Genomic DNA, 18292 nt, shown 5'->3' on the forward strand with positions numbered 1-18292 from the left:
TTGGAGGCAAAATCCCTAGGACCCCTTATTGGTTACGCCGACGCCGGCATTCAATTTTTGTTCGGTAATTTAAGCGGCGGCTCCGTGGGGTTTGTGTTTGCCGTTAATGTACTACCCGTAATTATCTTCTTTTCGGCGTTGATCTCTGTGCTTTACTACTTGAAGGTGATGGATTGGGTGATCCGCATTATCGGTGGCGGCATGCAGCGACTGCTGAGCACCAGCCGAGCCGAATCCATGTCTGCAGCGGCCAATATTTTTGTTAGCCAAACCGAGGCGCCGGTGGTAATTCGCCCTTACTTGGCGTCTATGTCTAAGTCAGAGATTTTTGCGGTGATGGTGGGCGGCATGGCCACCGTGGCGGGCTCGGTGTTGGCGGGCTATGTGGGCTTGGGCGTAGAGTTAAAGTACTTGTTGGCCGCCAGTTTTATGGCCGCGCCGGGTGGCTTTTTAATGGCCAAACTGCTGGTACCCGAAACCGAGCGCATTGATGAGAGCAAGCGTATTGTTGAAAGCCACAAAGACCACTACTGCAATATTTTTGATGCTGCCGCCGGTGGTGCCAGTAACGGTTTAAATTTGGCGGTGAATATTGGCGCAATGCTGTTGGCGTTTATTTCTCTGATTGCGCTATTAAATGGATTAATTGGCTGGCTAAGCAGTTTATTGGGTGGTAACCCTATGACTCTGCAAGAAATCATCGGCCAGTGCTTTCGCCCCATCGCATTTATTTTGGGTGTACCCTGGAGCGAGACCAGCATCGCAGGCAGTTTGATTGGCCAAAAATTGGTGTTTAATGAGTTTATCGCCTTCGTCGATTACGCCGACGTTAAAAACCAACTTAGCGCACACAGCCAAGCGGTGGTGACCTTTGCCCTGTGCGGCTTTGCCAATTTCTCATCCATTGCCATTTTGCTGGGTGGACTGGGCACCATGGCCCCCAACCGCCGCACCGATATCGCCAGGCTTGGCCTGCGCGCTGTAATGGCAGCGTTTTTAGCCAACCTAATGAGCGCCGCCATTGCGGGCTTCTTTTTATCGCTGGGTTCTGGTTTTTAGAGAGTGGTTTTTTTAGTCTGGCTTTTAAAATCAGGCTGCTAAAAAAACGGCTATTAAAAGCCGTTTTCTCGTAACCTCTGGGCCAAATAGTCGCCAGCACTAATAGGTTGCCTGGCTTCGCCCTGGGAGGCAAATTGCGCTAGCGGCTTTAGCACTACCTCGTTGCGAGGATGGACAAAAAACGGAATAGAATAGCGCGGCTCGGTGGTATTGGTGGGATTAACCACGCGGTGCACGGTGGCCGGCAATGCGTTGTTGGTGAGCAGCGCCATCATATCGCCGGTGTCCACTACCAAGTCATTGGCCTGGTTTTCCACCGCCAGCCAACGGCCATTTTTATCCAACAGCTCTAACCCAGAATCCGTGGCGCCAATCAGTAGTGTCATCAAATTGATATCAGCGTGGGCCGCCGCCCGCACCGACTCCCCCGGGTCTGTTTGGCCCAAAGGGGGGTAGTGAATCAACCGCTGCACTGAGTTGCCACGGTGAATCATATTGGCAAAATAATCGTTGGGTAGCTCCATAGCCAACGCCAAGGCTTCCAGCAAGGTCAGCGCCACTTCGGTAAGCTGTTGGTGCAAGGCAAGAAAAAACGGTTTAAACGCCGGCATTTGCGCATCGGGCCACACGTTGGCCGGGTAATCAACATAGACGGCTCCTGCGGTATTAAGCTCGGGGCCAATGTGCCAGTATTCTTTTAAATCTGGGTGGTTACTGCCCTTGGCGGTTTCTTTGCCAAATGCAATATAGCCACGCTGGCCGTTGCCTTGCTCGAAACCCTGCTTTTGCGCCAACGGCAGGCCGAATAATTGCTGGGACAACGCATAGGCTTTGGTAAAGGTGGATGCAGAAATACCGTGGTCGCTGATCACCACAAAACCAAACTCTGCCAAGGCCTGCCACAGCTGGTCGATAAACGCTTGGCGGCTTGCATCGCTAGACGATGCCCCGGCAAAACCTTGCAGGCTAATACGCGGTACTGAGTTGGCGGCGGTTTGGGCCTCGGCCATGGTGTTTTCCTTGTTGAGTGTTTCCTGAAACAGCATTCAAACCGGTCAATATGAGAACTACGACAGAGGTTAGCAAACTGACGCACCTACACTCTATGCCTAGCCGGAAGAATGCACTAAACTTAACCGATTAACTGGCATCGCACAATGTTGCCAAACCGCGCACCATCTTATTTGCCTGTTTTACGAGAGCCCGACCGTGACACCCACACCCAATAATCGCAGTAATCCAGTGTCACCCAAAATTATCGCCATTGCCGGTGGCAGTTGCTCGGGTAAAACCAGCCTCGCCCGCCACCTTGCCGACACCCTTGGCACCAAACAGTGCAATCTAATTTACCAAGACAGCTACTACCACGGCCGCGCCGAGATCTCCAATTACGACGAGCCCTCGGCCATTGAGTTTGAATTGCTGGCCCAGCATTTAGCACAACTAAAATCCGGTAGTGGCATAGACATGCCCACCTACGACTTCACCACCCACAGCCGCCTCCCCCAAACGGAATTTATTGCACCCAAGCCGGTGATTATTGTTGATGGCATTTTGATTTTGCACGCCGAAGTATTGCGTGCCAGTTTTGATTTAGCGGTGTTTGTGGAATGCGACCAAGACATCCGTCGGCAGCGCCGCCTACTGCGCGATTGCCAAGAGCGAGGCCGCGAACCCGAGGAAGTGACCACACAATTTGATAAACAAGTAGCCCCGCTACACAATTTGTATGTGGAGCCTTCCAAACAGCACGCCAACATTGTGTACCGCAATAATGGTGAGCAAGAGGTCGACCAACTTGTGTGTGAGCGACTACTGACGTTTTGCCAGGGCAATTAACGACAAAGATCTACAGATAAACCATAACGCGCTGTGTATGCCTGATTTGATTTAAAGCTCACCTTCGTAGGGTAGGCGCAGTCTAAAGTTGTTTTAAGCTTTCCCGGTCTAGGCTTTGCACATCCAAAGCAATTTGCCGCACGGTTTTATCCGGGTTATCGATTCTTTCCAATAACAAATGAACAGACTCGGTGCCTATTTGCTGAATGGGCAGTGCAATGGTACTCAACGGCGGGCTAACCAAATCTGACCACTCAATGGCGTCAAAGCCGATCAGTGACACCTCATCGGGTACTGCTTTACGAGCGGCGTGCAGTACACGCAAAATACCAATGGCTTGGGTATCATTGGCCGCCACAATGCAGCTCACTTCGCCGGCTAAAATGTGCGCCTGCACCTCGGCCGGAATCGTCATGTTGTACTCCAGACTGTATTCCCAAACGATGCTTACGTCCTGTGGCAGCGCCTGTACAAATCCTTGGCGTCGAATTTGAGCGCCACGGCTGCGTACGGGGCCGGATATCAAGCCGATTTTTTTGTGTCCTTTTTGACTTAGCATCTGCGCCTGCAAAGCGCCACCACTGGCGGAATCAGCATACACACAATCGTAGCCATCGATAGGCCGGTCGGTCATAACCACCGGGCAGGTAAGTGTATTGCGGGCGATGGATTTTTCATCGTCAATGGGGCACCAAATAATGCCTTCGATAGCGTACTGAGCCAACCGCTCTATTCCCTGCTGCTCTTCATCTAAGCTGTTGCGGCAATCCACCAAAAACACCGAGTAACCCCGCTCGCTAGCAGCTTGCACTACGGCCTGGGCCATTTTGGGAAAGAACGGATTGCATAGATCGGGCAGTACCAAACCCAGGGTATCGGTTTTGCCGGTGCGAGTGGCTTTGGCCAAGCGGTTTTCCTGGTAACCCATCTCCTTGGCCAGAGCGATGATTTTCGCCGCCACCGCAGGCGATACAGAGCCAGTGCCATTAAGGGCGTAGGATACGGTGGCCTTAGAAACCCCCGCGCGCTGGGCAATATCTTGGGTGGTGACCCTCTGCTTGGGCATGGTTGGTTGATTTTCCGACGCTGAAAAAGGCCGCAGTATAGCCTAGAAATAACACTGGCAGCAGTTAACTTGCCCCATGTGGAAGGGTCACGGGTGTATTTGTTAACGAATTAATAAATACACCTGCTGGAATAAAGCAAAGGCTTAGCGCGGGGCTGTTAAAACATATACTCCATGTCCAACCCAAACGTTTGCGGCGGATTCGTCGCCTGCGCCTTAAAGCCCAGCACACTTACCAGGTTATAGCCACTGGTGTACCACAGTTCGTTGGTTAGGTTTTTACCCCATAGAGATGCTCGTAAATTACCGCCAGCCAGGGGGATGTTGGCCCAGGTAACGCGGGCATTCCAAGAATCATAACCGTCAACATCGGTGCCGTTTTGGGTAAGCAGTGCAAAATCACTGCGGTAGGAATAATCCATACGTAAGCTAAGGTCGCCCCATTCAGACCACTGCACCATTTGCCAACGCATCCAGGCGTTAAAACTGTTTTTGGGGGCGTGGGCCCAGGAGTTTCTACTTAGGTCGGCACCGGAGACAGGATCAATGTAGGTTTTGTATTGCGTATCCAGGTAACCATAACCGGCACCGATATCCAACGTGTCTATGGGCTTAGCCACAACTTCTATTTCCAAACCTTGAATTTCGGCCTTACCCGCATTGCCAATGTTATTGCGAGCGGTGGCTTCATCAAGCAGGTTGACTTGCAGATCTTGATAGTCGTTATAGAACACAGCTCCGTTTAATTGCAAACGGTTATCTGCCAGGGTGGTTTTCCAACCAAACTCATAGGTGTACACAATTTCTTCTTTGTAGCCCTCGGTAAATGTCTCTGGCGACGGTGATCGGGGATTAAAACCGCCACTGACGTAACCCTTGGACGCCTTTAGGTAGGTCATTGTGTCGTCCGTCCATTGATAGGACAACGACAATACACCCGAGACATCATCAAAGTTCCCGTTGGCTTCGGGTAGATCTGTGATTGTTTCCGCTCCAAGCACCGGAATCCACAAAAAATCCTGGCGTGACATAGTGCGGTCTTCTTCGGTATAACGCAGGCCAAAGGTAAGGTCTACTTGTTCCGTGAGTGCTAATGTGGCCTCGCCAAACAGTGCCCACACTTTATTGTTAGCGTCAGCGTTTAAACCCGATTCTAAATAGCCGGCCGTGGGCAGCACGTTCACATTTTTAACATCGTAAATATCTTCATCCATATAAAATGCACCGGCCACATATTCCAGTTTGCCGCTGGCGGTGTTGCCCACCAAGCGCAATTCTTGGGTGAAGGTTTCGGTGTTATCCTCGGAATAAGTGGCAAACACAAATTCCGGTGTACCGTCAGAATCGGTACCGCCCTGCAGAGACATTTCTCGCAACGCAGTGATGGATACCAACGATGCATTGGCCAGCAAATCCCAATTCAGTGTTAGGCTGTGGCCCTTAACTTCAGCTTGTTGATAAGTGGCAAAATCTAAATTGCGGCTGCGGTTATCGCCATCGCTAACGTAGGGCGCCAGTTGCGGGTGAGTGGCAGGGTTATAATCCATTAACGTGACCGGCCAGGGTTTTTCGTCCACCTCGGTGTGATCATAGGCGTATAACAGGTTAGCGTTTTCGGAGATATCCCAACTCCATTGTAAACGCCCTACCAAGCGATCTCGGTCGGCCTCTTCGGTATTGCGAAAGTTGTTGTCAAAGTACCCATCGCGGTTGAGTGAGGCCAGATTGATTTTCACCGCCATGGTATCGGTTAGCGGCACGTTAACCACGCCTCTAACATCTTGCTGGTTGTACTCTCCCAATGTAACAAAAACACTGCCATCTAACTGTTCGGTATTGGGTTTTGCGGTAATAAGATTAACCGCCCCACCCACGGTATTGCGCCCATACAGAGTGCCTTGAGGGCCACGCAAAATTTCGATTCGCTCTAAATCCACCACATCAAATGCAGAGCCGGAATTTTTAGCGATTAGTACACCATCCAAATACAGCGCCACCTTGGGTTCAAAGGTGGACACGGTTTCGGCATTTTTAAAACCGCGAATCGAAATAGCGCCACCGACTTTTCCCGGCGACTCATGCATCATTACGTTAGGCGCCATATCACCAACTTGCTGATAATTATCAACGCCAATTTCTTTCAGTGTTTGCTGGCCTAACACCGTCATTGAAATATCGGTTTCTTGGAGCGAGGCCTCACGCCGTTCAGCAGTAACCACAACCTCCTCTAACTGTGCGTAAAGCTCGGATGAAAACAGCGACAAGGAAAACCCAGTGAGCAGTGATAAAGAAGAATACGTTTTGAAAGGATAGCGACTCATAACTTCCCCTTTTATATTTTTTTATTGATAGAGAACCTTCACTAAAAGGCCAACCCATTGCACATATTGAACACAAAAAAGCCGGCACAAAATTACGTTAGCACACTTAATTATTTTAACTCCATTGTTATTTTCCCGAATAAAATGCGTACACAAACAACCGACAAAAACTCATCTACTAGGCAACAAAAGAAATTTATATGTTTAATTGGTTGGCGATGGGATTGCGAAAAAGAAATAAAAAGCCTCAACCTTTATTACGGCAAATAGATTTAAAAAATAGTGGCAAGCAATTTACAAAAGTGAAGCTGGTTGTCTTTGCGACCACAATGTTAATTTCTTATTGCAAGTGTGCCTCAGCAGCTTACCGAAACGCCGCCTTAAACTGCCTTTGCAGCCCTGTCCATTCTACCGGCCTTACAATGAGCGTATTTTTCTACAATCCCAAAGGAGTTTGATTTATTGCCGTTGAGCGTATCGGCTCTTCGACCTATTTCACCATGGTGAGCGGGCACTGAGATATGGACGATAACTTAAACCTCTGCAGTTATTATCTTTGGCCAAAAATGTTATTTTGAGCACTTAGACGTGGGATTCGTCTCACGTCCAACGAACGTTTAACCACAATGAGCTGTATCTATGACTACTCCACTTCTGCACCCAGGTACCCTCGGCTACCTTTTGCGCTGGTGCTTGCTGGCAACACTGCTGGTTAGCGCCTCTGTTAGCCAAGCCGAAACCCAGCACCACAAAGGCTTATTCGATCTGTGGTGGGATACGGAACAGGGCAAGGTGCACATGGCCATCCCTGAGTTTGATAAAGAGTATCTGTACCTGGTATCCCTGCCTAATGGCCTGGGCTCCAATGACATCGGCCTAGACCGTGGCAAACTGGGCACAGAGTATGTGGTTACCTTTAAGCGTGTGGGGCCCAAGGTATTGATGATGGCCAGCAACACCCAGTACCGCGCCAACAGCGAAAACCCCGCCGAAGCGCGCGCCGTGGAAGAAGCCTTTGCCGCCAGTGTGTTGGCCCGCTTTGACATTGTGCCGCGCAAGCACAACACTCCGGTGGTGGACATTACACCGCTGCTGCTAAGTGATGCCTACGCCATTGCCCCAAGGCTTGCCGAGCGCGGCCAGGGTAATTTTAGTTTTGCAGCCGATTTATCGGCCGCCATTGGCAGCAGCCTGCGCAGCTTTGAGAAAAACGCCTTAGCCGAGGCTTGGCTGACTTTTACCAGCAGTAAGCCCGGCGATGAGGTGACCTCAGTAACGCCAGACCCAACCAAAGCCACCGTTAAGGTGCGTCATCATTTTGTGGCTTTGCCAGAGCAACCGTTGGCCCGACGGGAGTTTCATCCACAATCTGGCTATTTTTACGTGCCCTATCGAGATTACGCCGCCAGCCTAGACGCCCCCATTGAGCAACGCCTATTGGTACGCCATCGCCTAGAAAAGAAAGACCCTTCCCAAGCACAAAGTGAAGCCGTGGAGCCACTGGTGTATTACGTGGATGCCGGTGCACCGGAGCCCATTCGCAGCGCGCTGATTGAGGGCGCGCAATGGTGGAACGATGCCTTTACCGCTGCTGGCTTTAACAATGCCTTCCGGGTGGAGGTGTTACCCGAAGACGCCGACCCGCTGGATTTGCGCTACAACACCATTCAGTGGGTACACCGCTCAACCCGCGGTTGGTCCTACGGCGCCAGTATTGTTGACCCGCGCAGCGGCGAGATTCTAAAGGGGCATGTTTCCTTGGGCTCACTGCGGGTGCGTCAGGACATGCTCATTGCCCAGGCTCTCACCAGTCCATTTGGCCCCGATGGCGACAAAGGCGAGGCAGCACAACAAATGGCATTAGCGCGTTTACGCCAGTTATCCGCCCACGAGGTAGGCCACACACTGGGCTTAGCCCATAACTTTTTTACCAGCGCCAAGGACGATGCCTCGGTGATGGATTACCCACACCCCAACCTCCGGCTGAACGACGGCAAGGTAGACCTAAGCCAAGCCTACGCCAGCGGCATTGGTGAATGGGACAAACTGGCCATCACCTACGGCTACGCGCAAAACGCCGACGCGGAAAAACTGGCGGAAACCCTACAGAACACATTGCTACAGGCCGACAGCCTGGGGCTGCGGTTTATTACCGATGCCGATGTACGAGGCCCCGCCACTGCCCACGCCGGCGCCCACCTGTGGGACAACGGTGCAGACCCAATCCAAGCATTTGAGAACCTGCTGCAGGTGCGCCAAGCCGGCCTAAAACAGTTTTCTCGCTACGCCATCCGGCCCAACCAACCCCTGGGCGATCTAGAAACCACCCTGGTACCGCTGTATCTATTACACCGCTACCAGGCAGAAGCCGTGGCCAAACAAATAGGCGGTGTGGATTTTGATTACGCGCTGAATAACCCATCGGATAAAGCTAAGGTTATCCCGCGCTTAACGCAAAAATCCGCGCTGCAGGTGTTAATCGCAAGCCTAAGCCCGCAACAACTTACCCTGCCCAATAGCGTGGTAGAAACCCTGCTGCCACCGGCCTACGGTTACCAGCGCACACGCGAATCCTTTGAGCATCGCACCGCCAACAGTTTCGACCAACTGGCCCCGGCCAGGGCGGCAACGCAATTAATTGTAGGGATGATATTAGAGCCAGGCCGTGCCCAGCGCCTGTGGCAACAAACCTTGCAAGACAGCGCACAGCTCAGCTTAAAAGATGCCCTGTACGATTTAAGCGAGCAACTTATCGCCCCCATCAACAGCGCCAGCAGTGGAAAAGTCGCCATAGAAACGGCGTGGATTACGCTACGGGAGATGCAGCGCTTGGCGGTGAGCACCAAGGTTAGCGACCCGGTGCGGGCGCAAACACTGATGGCACTAAACCAGTTATCGCAATCCTTAAGCCGGAGCGGCAATGCTCGAGAAATGGCGAAGACACTAAAAGCATTTTTAGAACAGCCGAGCGAAGCATTAATTCCAGCACCGGTGGTTGTGCCGCCAGGCTCGCCGATTTAAGGGGACCCTGTTCAAGGCGCATCCAGCGGCTATCAGTTTGCCTACTTTTTTGCACTTCTCATTATTTAGATCCGCGCAACGGCAGGGAGGCCGATTCACGATAAAAATAGCTTTGCTGAACCGTGATATTTTGAAAAACTTACAAGAAAAGTCATACACTTCAAAAATATTATCAATCCGCAGCTTAGACAAGCGCGAAGTCCTTATAGTATAAGGCGTGTAAAGGTGGCACGGATTTAGCCGTTATTATAATCCAATGCGGTTTTGCTTTAGTCTTGTTAACAGGCCCTAAGTAGCATTGCCGAACGTGTTTACCGACACCCAGCCATGGATTAAATAAGAACTTACCGAAATGGAAACGACGAAAACGCAACAGACAATTCCCCCAAGCCGGCTTATGACTAAAGCGCAGTCCGACGTACCCAGAGTATGGTTGGATGCCTTCGCTCTACTAACCGCCGGCTTTTTAGTATTGGCCTATTGCGTTAGCCAAGGTTACACCCAACAACTGGACGAGTCCCTACTATTGAGCCTACGCACCGAGGGTAACCCCAACGACCCCATTGGCTCAGGCTTTGTAGAGGAATTGGTGCGGGATATTACGGCCCTAGCGGGCACAGCTATTTTAACCGTGGCCACAATATTGATCGCCATTTTCTTAATGCTACAACGCAAACTCGCCCTGGCAGCGATGACCATTATCGCCATCGGCGGCGCCTCTATTGTCAGCGGCAGCCTTAAACACCTCTTCGACCGAGACCGCCCCGCCATGGTAGCCCACGGAATGGAGGTATTTAACCAAAGCTTCCCCAGCGGCCACGCCACCCAAGCAGCCGCCACCTATTTGTTTTTAGCCTTTTTAATCGGTAGCCAAATGGCCAACTTGGCCATCAAACGGTTTGCCGTGGCCGCCGCCATCACACTTTTTGCAATGATCGGCGTTAGCCGTGTGTATCTCGGTGTGCATTGGCCATCCGACGTACTGGCCGGCTGGCTGGTGGGCTCGGCTTGGGCGGTATTATTGTGGTATATCACACAGAAATTAATCGCGATTAAGCCCTGATGTTTATCCCAAATGCGCCGCGGTGTTATGGTACTGATTGGTAAGTTATTCGGCCAAAGCCAACGAGGCCATTTCACGCGGCGGTAAAAGGCTCAGCTAGGACGTTCCCCTAGAGTGTAAGGGACTTAATTCAGAGCCTACATGGACAGTAGAATTAAATACGGCAAGGCTGCATTCATCATCCTTGCACTAGTAGCATTGATGGTTTTTGCTGTTATTAATGCCATTGATGAATATCAACTGATAAGTTCCTTAGCTGACAGGCCTTTCGTTATTTGTCTCTCACCACAGGCCATACCGATCCTATTGCTTTTACCGTCTTTTGCCGTAATTTGCGTCGGCATATACAGGCGTACTAGATACCCGGATAGAATTGTCAACATCGATAAGAATATCCGGTTTTTCGCCATCAGCTGGGTAGCTTTTATTGTCACATGCTTGGTTTTTGCCAGCAGAGAAAAGCAATGGCTTAGATAGATAGGATACTCAGATTGCCCTTGGTATTCTGCGAGCACCATTGGCGCACGTAAAGTTTGGGTGAGCGACCCCATCTTCTGTACAAAAGACGCAACCCTGGTTACGCTAGAGCTATTCGAATGGCTAGAGGACGCGCACCGCACAGGCCTTACCCCAACACTGGGTGACGTAACTGCCGTGGTTAACGCGTTGGAAAGCGCCCGAACCAAGCCTTAAACGGCGCCAGTGTATTTCGGGTTATTACAACCAACGCGCCCTGCAAGTCACAGAGCTGATTTATATGAAATACATTTAAGAGCCTTTGCTGAAAGCCACATCGTGATTGTTAACCCACCGAGAACCCGCGATGCCCACAAATACCCAGCACAGCCCAACCAGCAAACCGTTTAAAGAGTGGATTCCACTGATCAGTTTTTGTCTGCTGTTTTTGTGGTAGTGGTATTTCTACCAAGCTTCATTTTTCTTAAACGATTACGGCGCAGATAAACCGGATTGGTTGTATTTACTGGATGGCATCATCACCCTACCGCTACTGTGCTGGCTTTGCATCGCCGACAAAAAGAAAGCTCTGCTAACCGCCGCCAGCTTGTTTTGCTTGGTGATTATTACCGGCAGTTTTATCATCCCGGATGAAAACCAAACTGTTTGACCCCGGTTGACGCCCTTGCGCTGGGGATTTATTGCCTTATTCGCCGCGCGAGAAATCAGCGCTATTTTAACCGTGGCGACTGCGATAAAAGCGGCGATCGACCAACACCAAGACCCAGACGAGGCTTGTGAGCAACGCATTAAAGCCGTTGTACCCGATAACAAACTGGCGAATCTCTTATTATTTGAAAGCCGAGTTTGGATGTTTTTCTTACTGGGGCGACGAATAAGCCCCAACCAATATCGCGGCATTCACCATTTTAGCTACCACCACAAAGACGGCGCTGCCAGTAACGCGTTTGGGTGGATTATGGTGATTCTATTCGAAGCTCCGTTGCTGCATTTACTGCTGCACTTTATTTGGTCTGCCACCGCCGCCAATGTGGTTACCGGGCTTACCTTGCTATCGTTAGTATTTTTTGTGGCGGATTACCAAGCCATGCGTAAGCGGCCAATATCCCTGACAAAAAACACACTTATAGTACGCTACGGTTTGCGGGCAGCTTTTACGGTACCGCTGGCTGATATAGAGTCCATTGAACCCCTGCCGTTGCAAAGCAAGTCATCGCAAAACAAACCATCGGCGCAATATGGCCGCAACCAAAACCTAAAAGCCGACCTTAACTACAGCTACCATGGCTCCCCTAATCTGTTGATAACCTTGCACAGGCCAATTGGCAAGGTCAGCTCCATCACCCTGGGCATGGATCGGCCGGGTTCGCTAATCTCTCAAATCAACCAAGCTGAAAGCCCCACCCACAACCCAGAAGCGGACTAAGCCTCCTTTTCACTTGCCTGTTTACCTGCCTGACCAATTTAATGGCACGGGGTTGCCACCGGTGGCACAACGCGTTAGACTTTCCAACATATAACAAGCATCAAACTCAAAAGTACTCACATCCCATGAAGAAACCTCTGCAATTAAATCCAGATCGACTATTCCCGGCTGACGAAAAACAGCGCGCGGTTGCCCGCCGTCTATACCAGCAGGTAAAAGACCTGCCCATCATCAGCCCCCACGGCCATACCGACCCGGCATGGTTTGCCACCAACGAACCCTGGGACAACGCCACTGCCCTGCTGATTACGCCAGACCACTACGTATTTAGAATGCTGTACAGCCAAGGCATCAGCCTGGAGCAGCTGGGTATACCCACCATTGATGGCAGCGCGGTTGAAACCGACCAACGCAAAATTTGGCACCTGCTGGCCAACAACTACCACCTGTTCCGTGGCACGCCCTCGCGCAGCTGGTTAGATCACGTATTTAGTGTGGTTTTTGGCTTAGAAGTCACCTTGTGCGCCGAGACCGCCGATTACTACTACGACAGCATTAACGAGAAACTGGCCACCGAGGCCTTTTTGCCGCGCGCCTTATTTGAACGCTTTAATATTGAGTGCATCGCCACCACAGAATCGGCATTGGACGACCTTCGCCATCACCAGGCCATCCGCGACAGTGGCTGGCAGGGCAAAGTGGTTACCGCCTACCGCCCGGATAACGTGGTAGACCCGGACTACGAAGGTTTTGTTGATAACCTAACAGCCTTTGGCGAAATCACTGGCACCGACGTTTCTACCTGGGAAGGCTACCTAGAGGCCCACCGCAAGCGCCGCCAGTTTTTTGCCAGCATGGGTGCCACCTCCACCGACCACGGCCACCCCACAGCAACCACCAGCAATTTAAGCGTGGAAGACTGCCAAGCGCTGTACCAAAAGGTACGCACGGGCCAGGCCAGCGCCACCGAGGCAGAAACCTTCCGCGGTCAAGTACTAACAGAAATGGCCGGCATGAGCATTGAAGACGGCTTGGTAATGCAAATTCACCCCGGCAGTTTCCGCAACCATAACGATGCGGTTTTCCACCGCTTTGGCCGAGATAAGGGCGCCGATATACCCTCACGTACCGAATACGTTAGCGCACTTAAACCCCTGCTCGACAAACACGGCGCCAACCCCAAGCTAAACGTTATTTTGTTTACCTTAGACGAAACCGTTTACAGCCGAGAACTGGCACCACTGGCTGGCCACTACCCTTCACTTAAATTGGGGCCGCCATGGTGGTTCCACGATAGCCCAGAAGGTATGCGTCGCTTCCGCCAACAAGCCACCGAAAGCGCAGGCTTTTACAACACCGTTGGCTTTAACGACGACACCCGAGCGTTTTTATCCATCCCTGCGCGCCACGATGTAGCCCGCCGTATGGATTGCGTGTGGCTTTCTGAATTGGTAGCAGACCACCGCCTGGACGAAGACGAAGCCGGTGAGTTGGCCGCGGATTTGGCCTACAACCTAGTGAAGGCTGCTTATAAATTATAGAAATGCTAACTGCACCGGGTAGTTTTAGTTTAGCAACGGTGTTTAATCCGTTTTGCACAGCCGAAATAAGATGCGGCTTAAGAAAATGTCAGTGCAGGGTACCAACACAACAGATTTTACCCAGCAAACCGGTGCAGTTTAAAGCCAAGCGAAGTATCAGTGAGTAGACTTGTGCCCCACTTTTTGTGGGGCTTTTTTTCGTTTTAGGCTCACATTCGTTCACAGCAATAACCATAACAACTGCGACGAAGACCAACATATGCTAATACCAGGCCCTAATAACGCCGTATTTTTAACTCTACTATTTATTCACAGAGCCCAATTTAAAATACCCCTTATGTTGCTTTTGGCGGTGTTGACTGTTAGCAACCTAGCATGCAGCCATGCAACGGTTACCCGTCACAACAATGCGCAAAACAATACCGCACAAACAGATTCAGCAAATAGCAACAACCAAGCACTACCCAGCGACGTTAAAATAAATGCCTACGTTGATAAGCACAGCGCCACCGCCTTTGGCACTATTAGCGAAGCATTGGCCGCCGCACCCAGTAACAGCCCAACGCCTTTTATCATCGCCATCGCCCCCGGCGACTATTACGAAAAAATAACCATTACCAAAGCCAATATCACCTTGGCTGGCAGTGGCGCGGACAACACACGGTTGCATTACGATGCCTATTCCGGCGCGCCCAGGCCCAATACAAATGCCAACCCCCATAAAACCTGGGGTACCTCAGGCTCTGCCACAGTAACCATTAAAGCGGTGGGCTTTACCGCCCAAGACATCACCATTGCCAACAGCTTTGATTACCCCGCTAACGAACAATTACCCGAGCAACACCCCGATAAAAAACACCAGGTACAAGCCGTTGCGGTGCTAACCGATATCGGCGCCGACCAAGCACTGTTTGACCGAGTACGAATAACCGGGTACCAAGATACGCTGTACTTAAAAAGCGGGCGGAGCTTACTGCGCAACAGCTTTGTGAGCGGCCACGTGGATTTTATTTTTGGCGGCGGCCAGGGATTATTTTGGCAAACCACCATTGAAACCCGAGCCCGCCGAACCGCCGAAGGCACCAGCAAACCCGCTCCCATTGGCTACGTCACCGCACCCAGTACCCAAATAAGCCAACCCTACGGGCTGGTATTTGCTCAGTGTAAATTTACCAAAGAGCCCGGCGTTGCCAACCAAAGCATGGCTCTGGGCCGTCCTTGGCACCCTACCACGACCTTTGCCGATGGCCGTTACGCTGACCCTAACGCCATAGGCCAAACCGTCATAATGAATACCTGGATGGACGCCCACATTGCGCAACGCGCCTGGTACCCCATGGGCGGCACCGCGCCAAACGGAAAAAAAATGCAATTTATGCCTGAAGATGCACGCTTTTTTGAATACAACAACCACGGCCCAGGCGCGCCACACACCAACAATAAAAGCCGGCGGCAACTGAATGCACAGCAAGCCGCTGATTTCACCGCGGCCAACGTATTAAATCAGTGGTGGCCCAATCCAACGCCTCGCTACTACCCTTCGCCCGAGTAACCTACCCATGACCGAAAGAACACTGCAAAAAACCTCATTTAAAGCCGCTTCCTTTTTGGCTCTATCGTTGGCGGCAACCGCATTAAGCCAAGCACCATTAAGCCAGGCGGACGTCCTTAAGGATTTTGAGCAACTTGAGCCCAAGGTCTATAGCGAGGTCGTTGGCGAAATGCCGGATTTTTCCATCGCCAGGGAAGTCACCAAACAAACGCCTAAATACCCGTTTATTACCCCAATTAAAGAAGACCAGGTTACCGGTATCACCACTAACCGAGATGTCATCTACTTCCAACAGAGCGGCACAACGCTGACGCTGGATATTGCGGAGCCAACCCACCATGGCAAAGCCAAAGCTCCGGCGGTACTGTTAATTCACGGCGGCGGTTGGCGCACCGGCGATAAATCCATGCAATTACCCCTCGCCCAAGCGCTGGCGTGGCAGGGATTTGTGGGCGTTACGGTGCAATACCGAACATCACGCCAGGCCCTTTATCCGGCCGGAGTACACGATATCCAAGCGGCCATTCGCTGGGTGAAAAACCACGCCAACGAATACGGCATAGACGCCGAGCACATCGCGTTACTGGGCGCGTCCTCCGGTGCCCATATGGCAACATTGATTGGCAACCTAGGGCCACAACCCACCTTTGCCGGTAAGCCCACAGTTGAGGGAGACACCAACAGCCAAGTGCAAGCCATTATTAATGTTGATGGCGTGGCGGATTTAGAATCCCCGGAAGCGCGGGTATTTGAAGACAAACCGGGCAAGATCTCCTACGCCGCGTTGTGGCTGGGCGGCCGCTATGAGGCAATGCCCCAGCGTTGGCAGGAGGCCTCGCCACTACACCACGCTGGGCAACACTCGCCCCCCTCCTTGTTTATAAACAGTGCCCAGAGCCGATTTCATATTGGCCGGGATGAATACCTAGCGATTTTAAATAAACACGGCATTGCCAACGCAGTACACACCCTGCCAGACACGCCCCACGCATTTTGGTTATTCCATCCGTGGTTTGATACGCAGGTACAACAGATCACAAAATTTTTACATCGCGTCTTTAAAACCCCCGGCAGCAAGCAACTCACCGTAGCGCTGAACCCTTCACCGGAAGACCCACTACGCAAAGATCGCATTGCAGCGCTACCGGCTGCGCAGCAAAAACAATGGCAGACTTATATTAAACGCAGCCATCAATTAAAAGCCGAGGATTTAGCAGCCCTTACCGACACCACCCACGCCATAGCCGCTTTGGAAAAAAACACGCCCCTATGGCACCAAGTGCGCGCTTACCAGGAGCAGCCCTTACCAACCGAGCTGATGGATAACTTGGTTACCTGGCAAACGCCCAGTGGTGGCTGGAGCAAAAATACCGATGTTTATTCGCAACCTCACCGCCCAGGCACAGCCTACGGGGTAGAGAGCCACTACGCGCCGACCTTTGATAACGGCGCCACCACCACTCAGCTGCGCATGCTGGCCCAGGCCTTTAACGCCACTGGCAAAAAACACTACGCCCAAAGCCTGCAGCGCGGCTTTAATTTAATTTTGGCCAGCCAAATGCCCAACGGCGCCTTTCCGCAGACCTTTCCGCTGGCCGGCGGCTACCATAACCTGGCGACATTTAACGATGGCGTTACCGCAGCCTTAGTACAACTATTACAAGACGCCGCTGCAGAACCCGCAGCCTTTGCATTAACCAAGCAACAAATCGGTAAAGTGAATAATGCCATTGATGCAGCGATAAATTATTTACTGGCGGCACAACAAAAAGCCCAGGGTAAACGCACTGGCTGGGGCCAACAGCAAGACCCAATAAATCACGCCCTGGCGCCGGCAAGAGCCTTTGAAATGCCAGCATTGGCCACTATGGAAAGTGCGGATCTGTTAATTACGCTGATGCGAGTTGAGCAACCCAGCGAGGCCGTTAGCCAAGCCATAGAACACGGTATTGAATGGCTGCAGCAAACGCAAATTCACGATACGGTATGGCAACGCCACAGCGATAGAAACAGCGAACTCACACACCAGCCCGGCGCTCAACCTATTTGGCCCAGGTTTATCGACGCCAGCACCGGTGAGGCCTTATTTGGTGATCGCAATAGCGCCATTTACAAAGACGTGAGCCAAATATCGTTAGAGCGCCAGCTGGGTTACGCCTGGTATTTTAATTCGCCGCAACGGGCTTTAAACCAATACCAGCAGTGGCGCCAAGGCCAAACCGAAGCAAGCTGCACCCTGCGCATGGCCGGAGACTCCACCATGCAGATTGTAGACCCCGGCAAAAACCCGGATTTCGGCTGGGGCCAAGTGCTGCCCACCATGATTCCCAGCAGTACCCACGTATTTAATTACGCCAAAGGCGGCCGCAGCACAAAGACCTTTATTTCCGAGGGCCGCTGGCAAAACCTACTGGACGACACTAAAGCCGGCGATTGGGTGCTGATTCAATTTGGCCACAACGATGCGTCCTACCAAAAACAAGAACGCTACACCGCTCCAGTAGACTTTAAAACCAACCTAGAACGCATGGTGGCCGATGTAAAAGCCAAACAAGCCAAGGCTCTACTCATTACCCCCGTGGTACGCAGGCACTTCGACGAAGAAGGCAAGCTGCGTGATATGCACGGCATCTACCCAAGCTTGGTACGCGAAGTCAGCCAGGAGCAAAACGTACCCCTGATGGATTTATTTAAAGTCAGCAGTGAATACATTCTTAGCCTAGGCGTAAAAGATTCCATCGACCACTTTGTGCATATCGGGCCGGGTATCCACAACTGCTGCGCAGAAGGCCGCATGGACAACACCCACTTTACCCAAAAAGGTGCCAAGGCCATGGCGGAGTTGGTGATAAACACAGTGAAGCAACGGGGGCCGAAGGAGCTGGCCGAGTGTTTATAAGCGTGTAAAACACTACGGAATTTAAAGA

14 protein-coding genes are annotated in these 18292 nt (G+C 51.6%); 11 read left to right on the top strand and 3 right to left on the bottom strand.

What is annotated here, in order from left to right; genetic code table 11:
• Nucleotides 1-1059, top strand: coding sequence for a NupC/NupG family nucleoside CNT transporter (locus ACGHM3_RS22505; RefSeq protein WP_390517691.1), 1059 nt, complete (start codon nucleotides 1-3; stop codon nucleotides 1057-1059).
• 53 nt (nucleotides 1060-1112) lie between these two features.
• Here ACGHM3_RS22505 and ACGHM3_RS22510 read toward each other — a convergent pair whose 3' ends face one another.
• Nucleotides 1113-2069, bottom strand: a complete 957-nt coding sequence (locus tag ACGHM3_RS22510) for a 2-oxoglutarate and iron-dependent oxygenase domain-containing protein (RefSeq protein ID WP_345426353.1) — start codon at nucleotides 2067-2069, stop codon at nucleotides 1113-1115.
• 199 nt (nucleotides 2070-2268) lie between these two features.
• Between ACGHM3_RS22510 and udk the strand changes: the two genes are divergently transcribed.
• The gene (udk, locus tag ACGHM3_RS22515; RefSeq protein WP_345426355.1) at nucleotides 2269-2898 is read left to right on the top strand and encodes a uridine kinase; all 630 of its coding nucleotides are present in this window, start codon (nucleotides 2269-2271) and stop codon (nucleotides 2896-2898) included.
• Between the two features lie 82 nt (nucleotides 2899-2980).
• Here the strand turns inward: udk and ACGHM3_RS22520 are convergent, their stop codons facing one another.
• Both ACGHM3_RS22520 and ACGHM3_RS22525 read right to left on the bottom strand, forming a co-directional pair.
• Nucleotides 2981-3964, bottom strand: coding sequence for a LacI family DNA-binding transcriptional regulator (locus ACGHM3_RS22520; protein ID WP_345426357.1), 984 nt, complete (start codon nucleotides 3962-3964; stop codon nucleotides 2981-2983).
• 158 nt (nucleotides 3965-4122) lie between these two features.
• Nucleotides 4123-6285 (bottom strand): TonB-dependent receptor, encoded by a 2163-nt coding sequence (locus tag ACGHM3_RS22525; protein WP_345426359.1) that lies wholly within the window; start codon nucleotides 6283-6285, stop codon nucleotides 4123-4125.
• Between the two features lie 639 nt (nucleotides 6286-6924).
• Between ACGHM3_RS22525 and ACGHM3_RS22530 the strand changes: the two genes are divergently transcribed.
• From ACGHM3_RS22530 to pelA, 9 genes are all read left to right on the top strand, one after another.
• Complete coding sequence (locus ACGHM3_RS22530; RefSeq protein WP_345426361.1) at nucleotides 6925-9306, top strand: zinc-dependent metalloprotease; 2382 nt, start codon at nucleotides 6925-6927, stop codon at nucleotides 9304-9306.
• Between the two features lie 352 nt (nucleotides 9307-9658).
• A complete protein-coding gene (locus tag ACGHM3_RS22535) occupies nucleotides 9659-10369 on the top strand; it encodes a phosphatase PAP2 family protein (protein WP_345426363.1) in 711 nt (236 codons plus the stop codon).
• Between the two features lie 141 nt (nucleotides 10370-10510).
• Nucleotides 10511-10846, top strand: coding sequence for a hypothetical protein (locus ACGHM3_RS22540; protein WP_345426365.1), 336 nt, complete (start codon nucleotides 10511-10513; stop codon nucleotides 10844-10846).
• Between the two features lie 60 nt (nucleotides 10847-10906).
• On the top strand, nucleotides 10907-11062 hold the full coding sequence (locus ACGHM3_RS22545; RefSeq protein WP_345426366.1) for a hypothetical protein: 156 nt from the start codon (nucleotides 10907-10909) through the stop codon (nucleotides 11060-11062).
• A 280-nt stretch (nucleotides 11063-11342) separates the two neighbouring features.
• Nucleotides 11343-11495 carry a hypothetical protein gene (locus tag ACGHM3_RS22550; RefSeq protein WP_345426367.1) on the top strand — a complete coding sequence of 51 codons (153 nt, stop codon included), beginning with the start codon at nucleotides 11343-11345 and terminating at the stop codon, nucleotides 11493-11495.
• Between the two features lie 6 nt (nucleotides 11496-11501).
• Nucleotides 11502-12272, top strand: coding sequence for a hypothetical protein (locus tag ACGHM3_RS22555; protein ID WP_345426368.1), 771 nt, complete (start codon nucleotides 11502-11504; stop codon nucleotides 12270-12272).
• 125 nt (nucleotides 12273-12397) lie between these two features.
• Nucleotides 12398-13813 carry a glucuronate isomerase gene (gene uxaC / locus ACGHM3_RS22560; RefSeq protein ID WP_345426370.1) on the top strand — a complete coding sequence of 472 codons (1416 nt, stop codon included), beginning with the start codon at nucleotides 12398-12400 and terminating at the stop codon, nucleotides 13811-13813.
• A gap of 337 nt (nucleotides 13814-14150) precedes the next feature.
• Entirely contained in the window at nucleotides 14151-15365 is a 1215-nt protein-coding gene (locus tag ACGHM3_RS22565) for a pectinesterase family protein (protein WP_345426372.1), read from the top strand.
• 7 nt (nucleotides 15366-15372) lie between these two features.
• Nucleotides 15373-18264: a pectate lyase gene (gene pelA, locus ACGHM3_RS22570; protein ID WP_345426374.1), complete on the top strand. Its 2892-nt coding sequence runs from the start codon at nucleotides 15373-15375 to the stop codon at nucleotides 18262-18264.
• Nucleotides 18265-18292: the final 28 nt, after the last annotated feature.

This window comes from Halioxenophilus aromaticivorans, assembly GCF_042850945.1.
Lineage (GTDB): Bacteria > Pseudomonadota > Gammaproteobacteria > Pseudomonadales > Cellvibrionaceae > Halioxenophilus > Halioxenophilus aromaticivorans.

Coding starts and splice junctions, on each gene's coding strand:
- ACGHM3_RS22510 (WP_345426353.1), bottom strand. CDS start 2,069: ATGGCCGAGGCCCAAACCGCCGCCAACTCAGTACCGCGTATTAGCCTG.
- ACGHM3_RS22520 (WP_345426357.1), bottom strand. CDS start 3,964: ATGCCCAAGCAGAGGGTCACCACCCAAGATATTGCCCAGCGCGCGGGG.
- ACGHM3_RS22525 (WP_345426359.1), bottom strand. CDS start 6,285: ATGAGTCGCTATCCTTTCAAAACGTATTCTTCTTTATCACTGCTCACT.
- ACGHM3_RS22530 (WP_345426361.1), top strand. CDS start 6,925: ATGACTACTCCACTTCTGCACCCAGGTACCCTCGGCTACCTTTTGCGC.
- ACGHM3_RS22535 (WP_345426363.1), top strand. CDS start 9,659: ATGGAAACGACGAAAACGCAACAGACAATTCCCCCAAGCCGGCTTATG.
- ACGHM3_RS22540 (WP_345426365.1), top strand. CDS start 10,511: ATGGACAGTAGAATTAAATACGGCAAGGCTGCATTCATCATCCTTGCA.
- uxaC (WP_345426370.1), top strand. CDS start 12,398: ATGAAGAAACCTCTGCAATTAAATCCAGATCGACTATTCCCGGCTGAC.
- ACGHM3_RS22565 (WP_345426372.1), top strand. CDS start 14,151: ATGTTGCTTTTGGCGGTGTTGACTGTTAGCAACCTAGCATGCAGCCAT.
- pelA (WP_345426374.1), top strand. CDS start 15,373: ATGACCGAAAGAACACTGCAAAAAACCTCATTTAAAGCCGCTTCCTTT.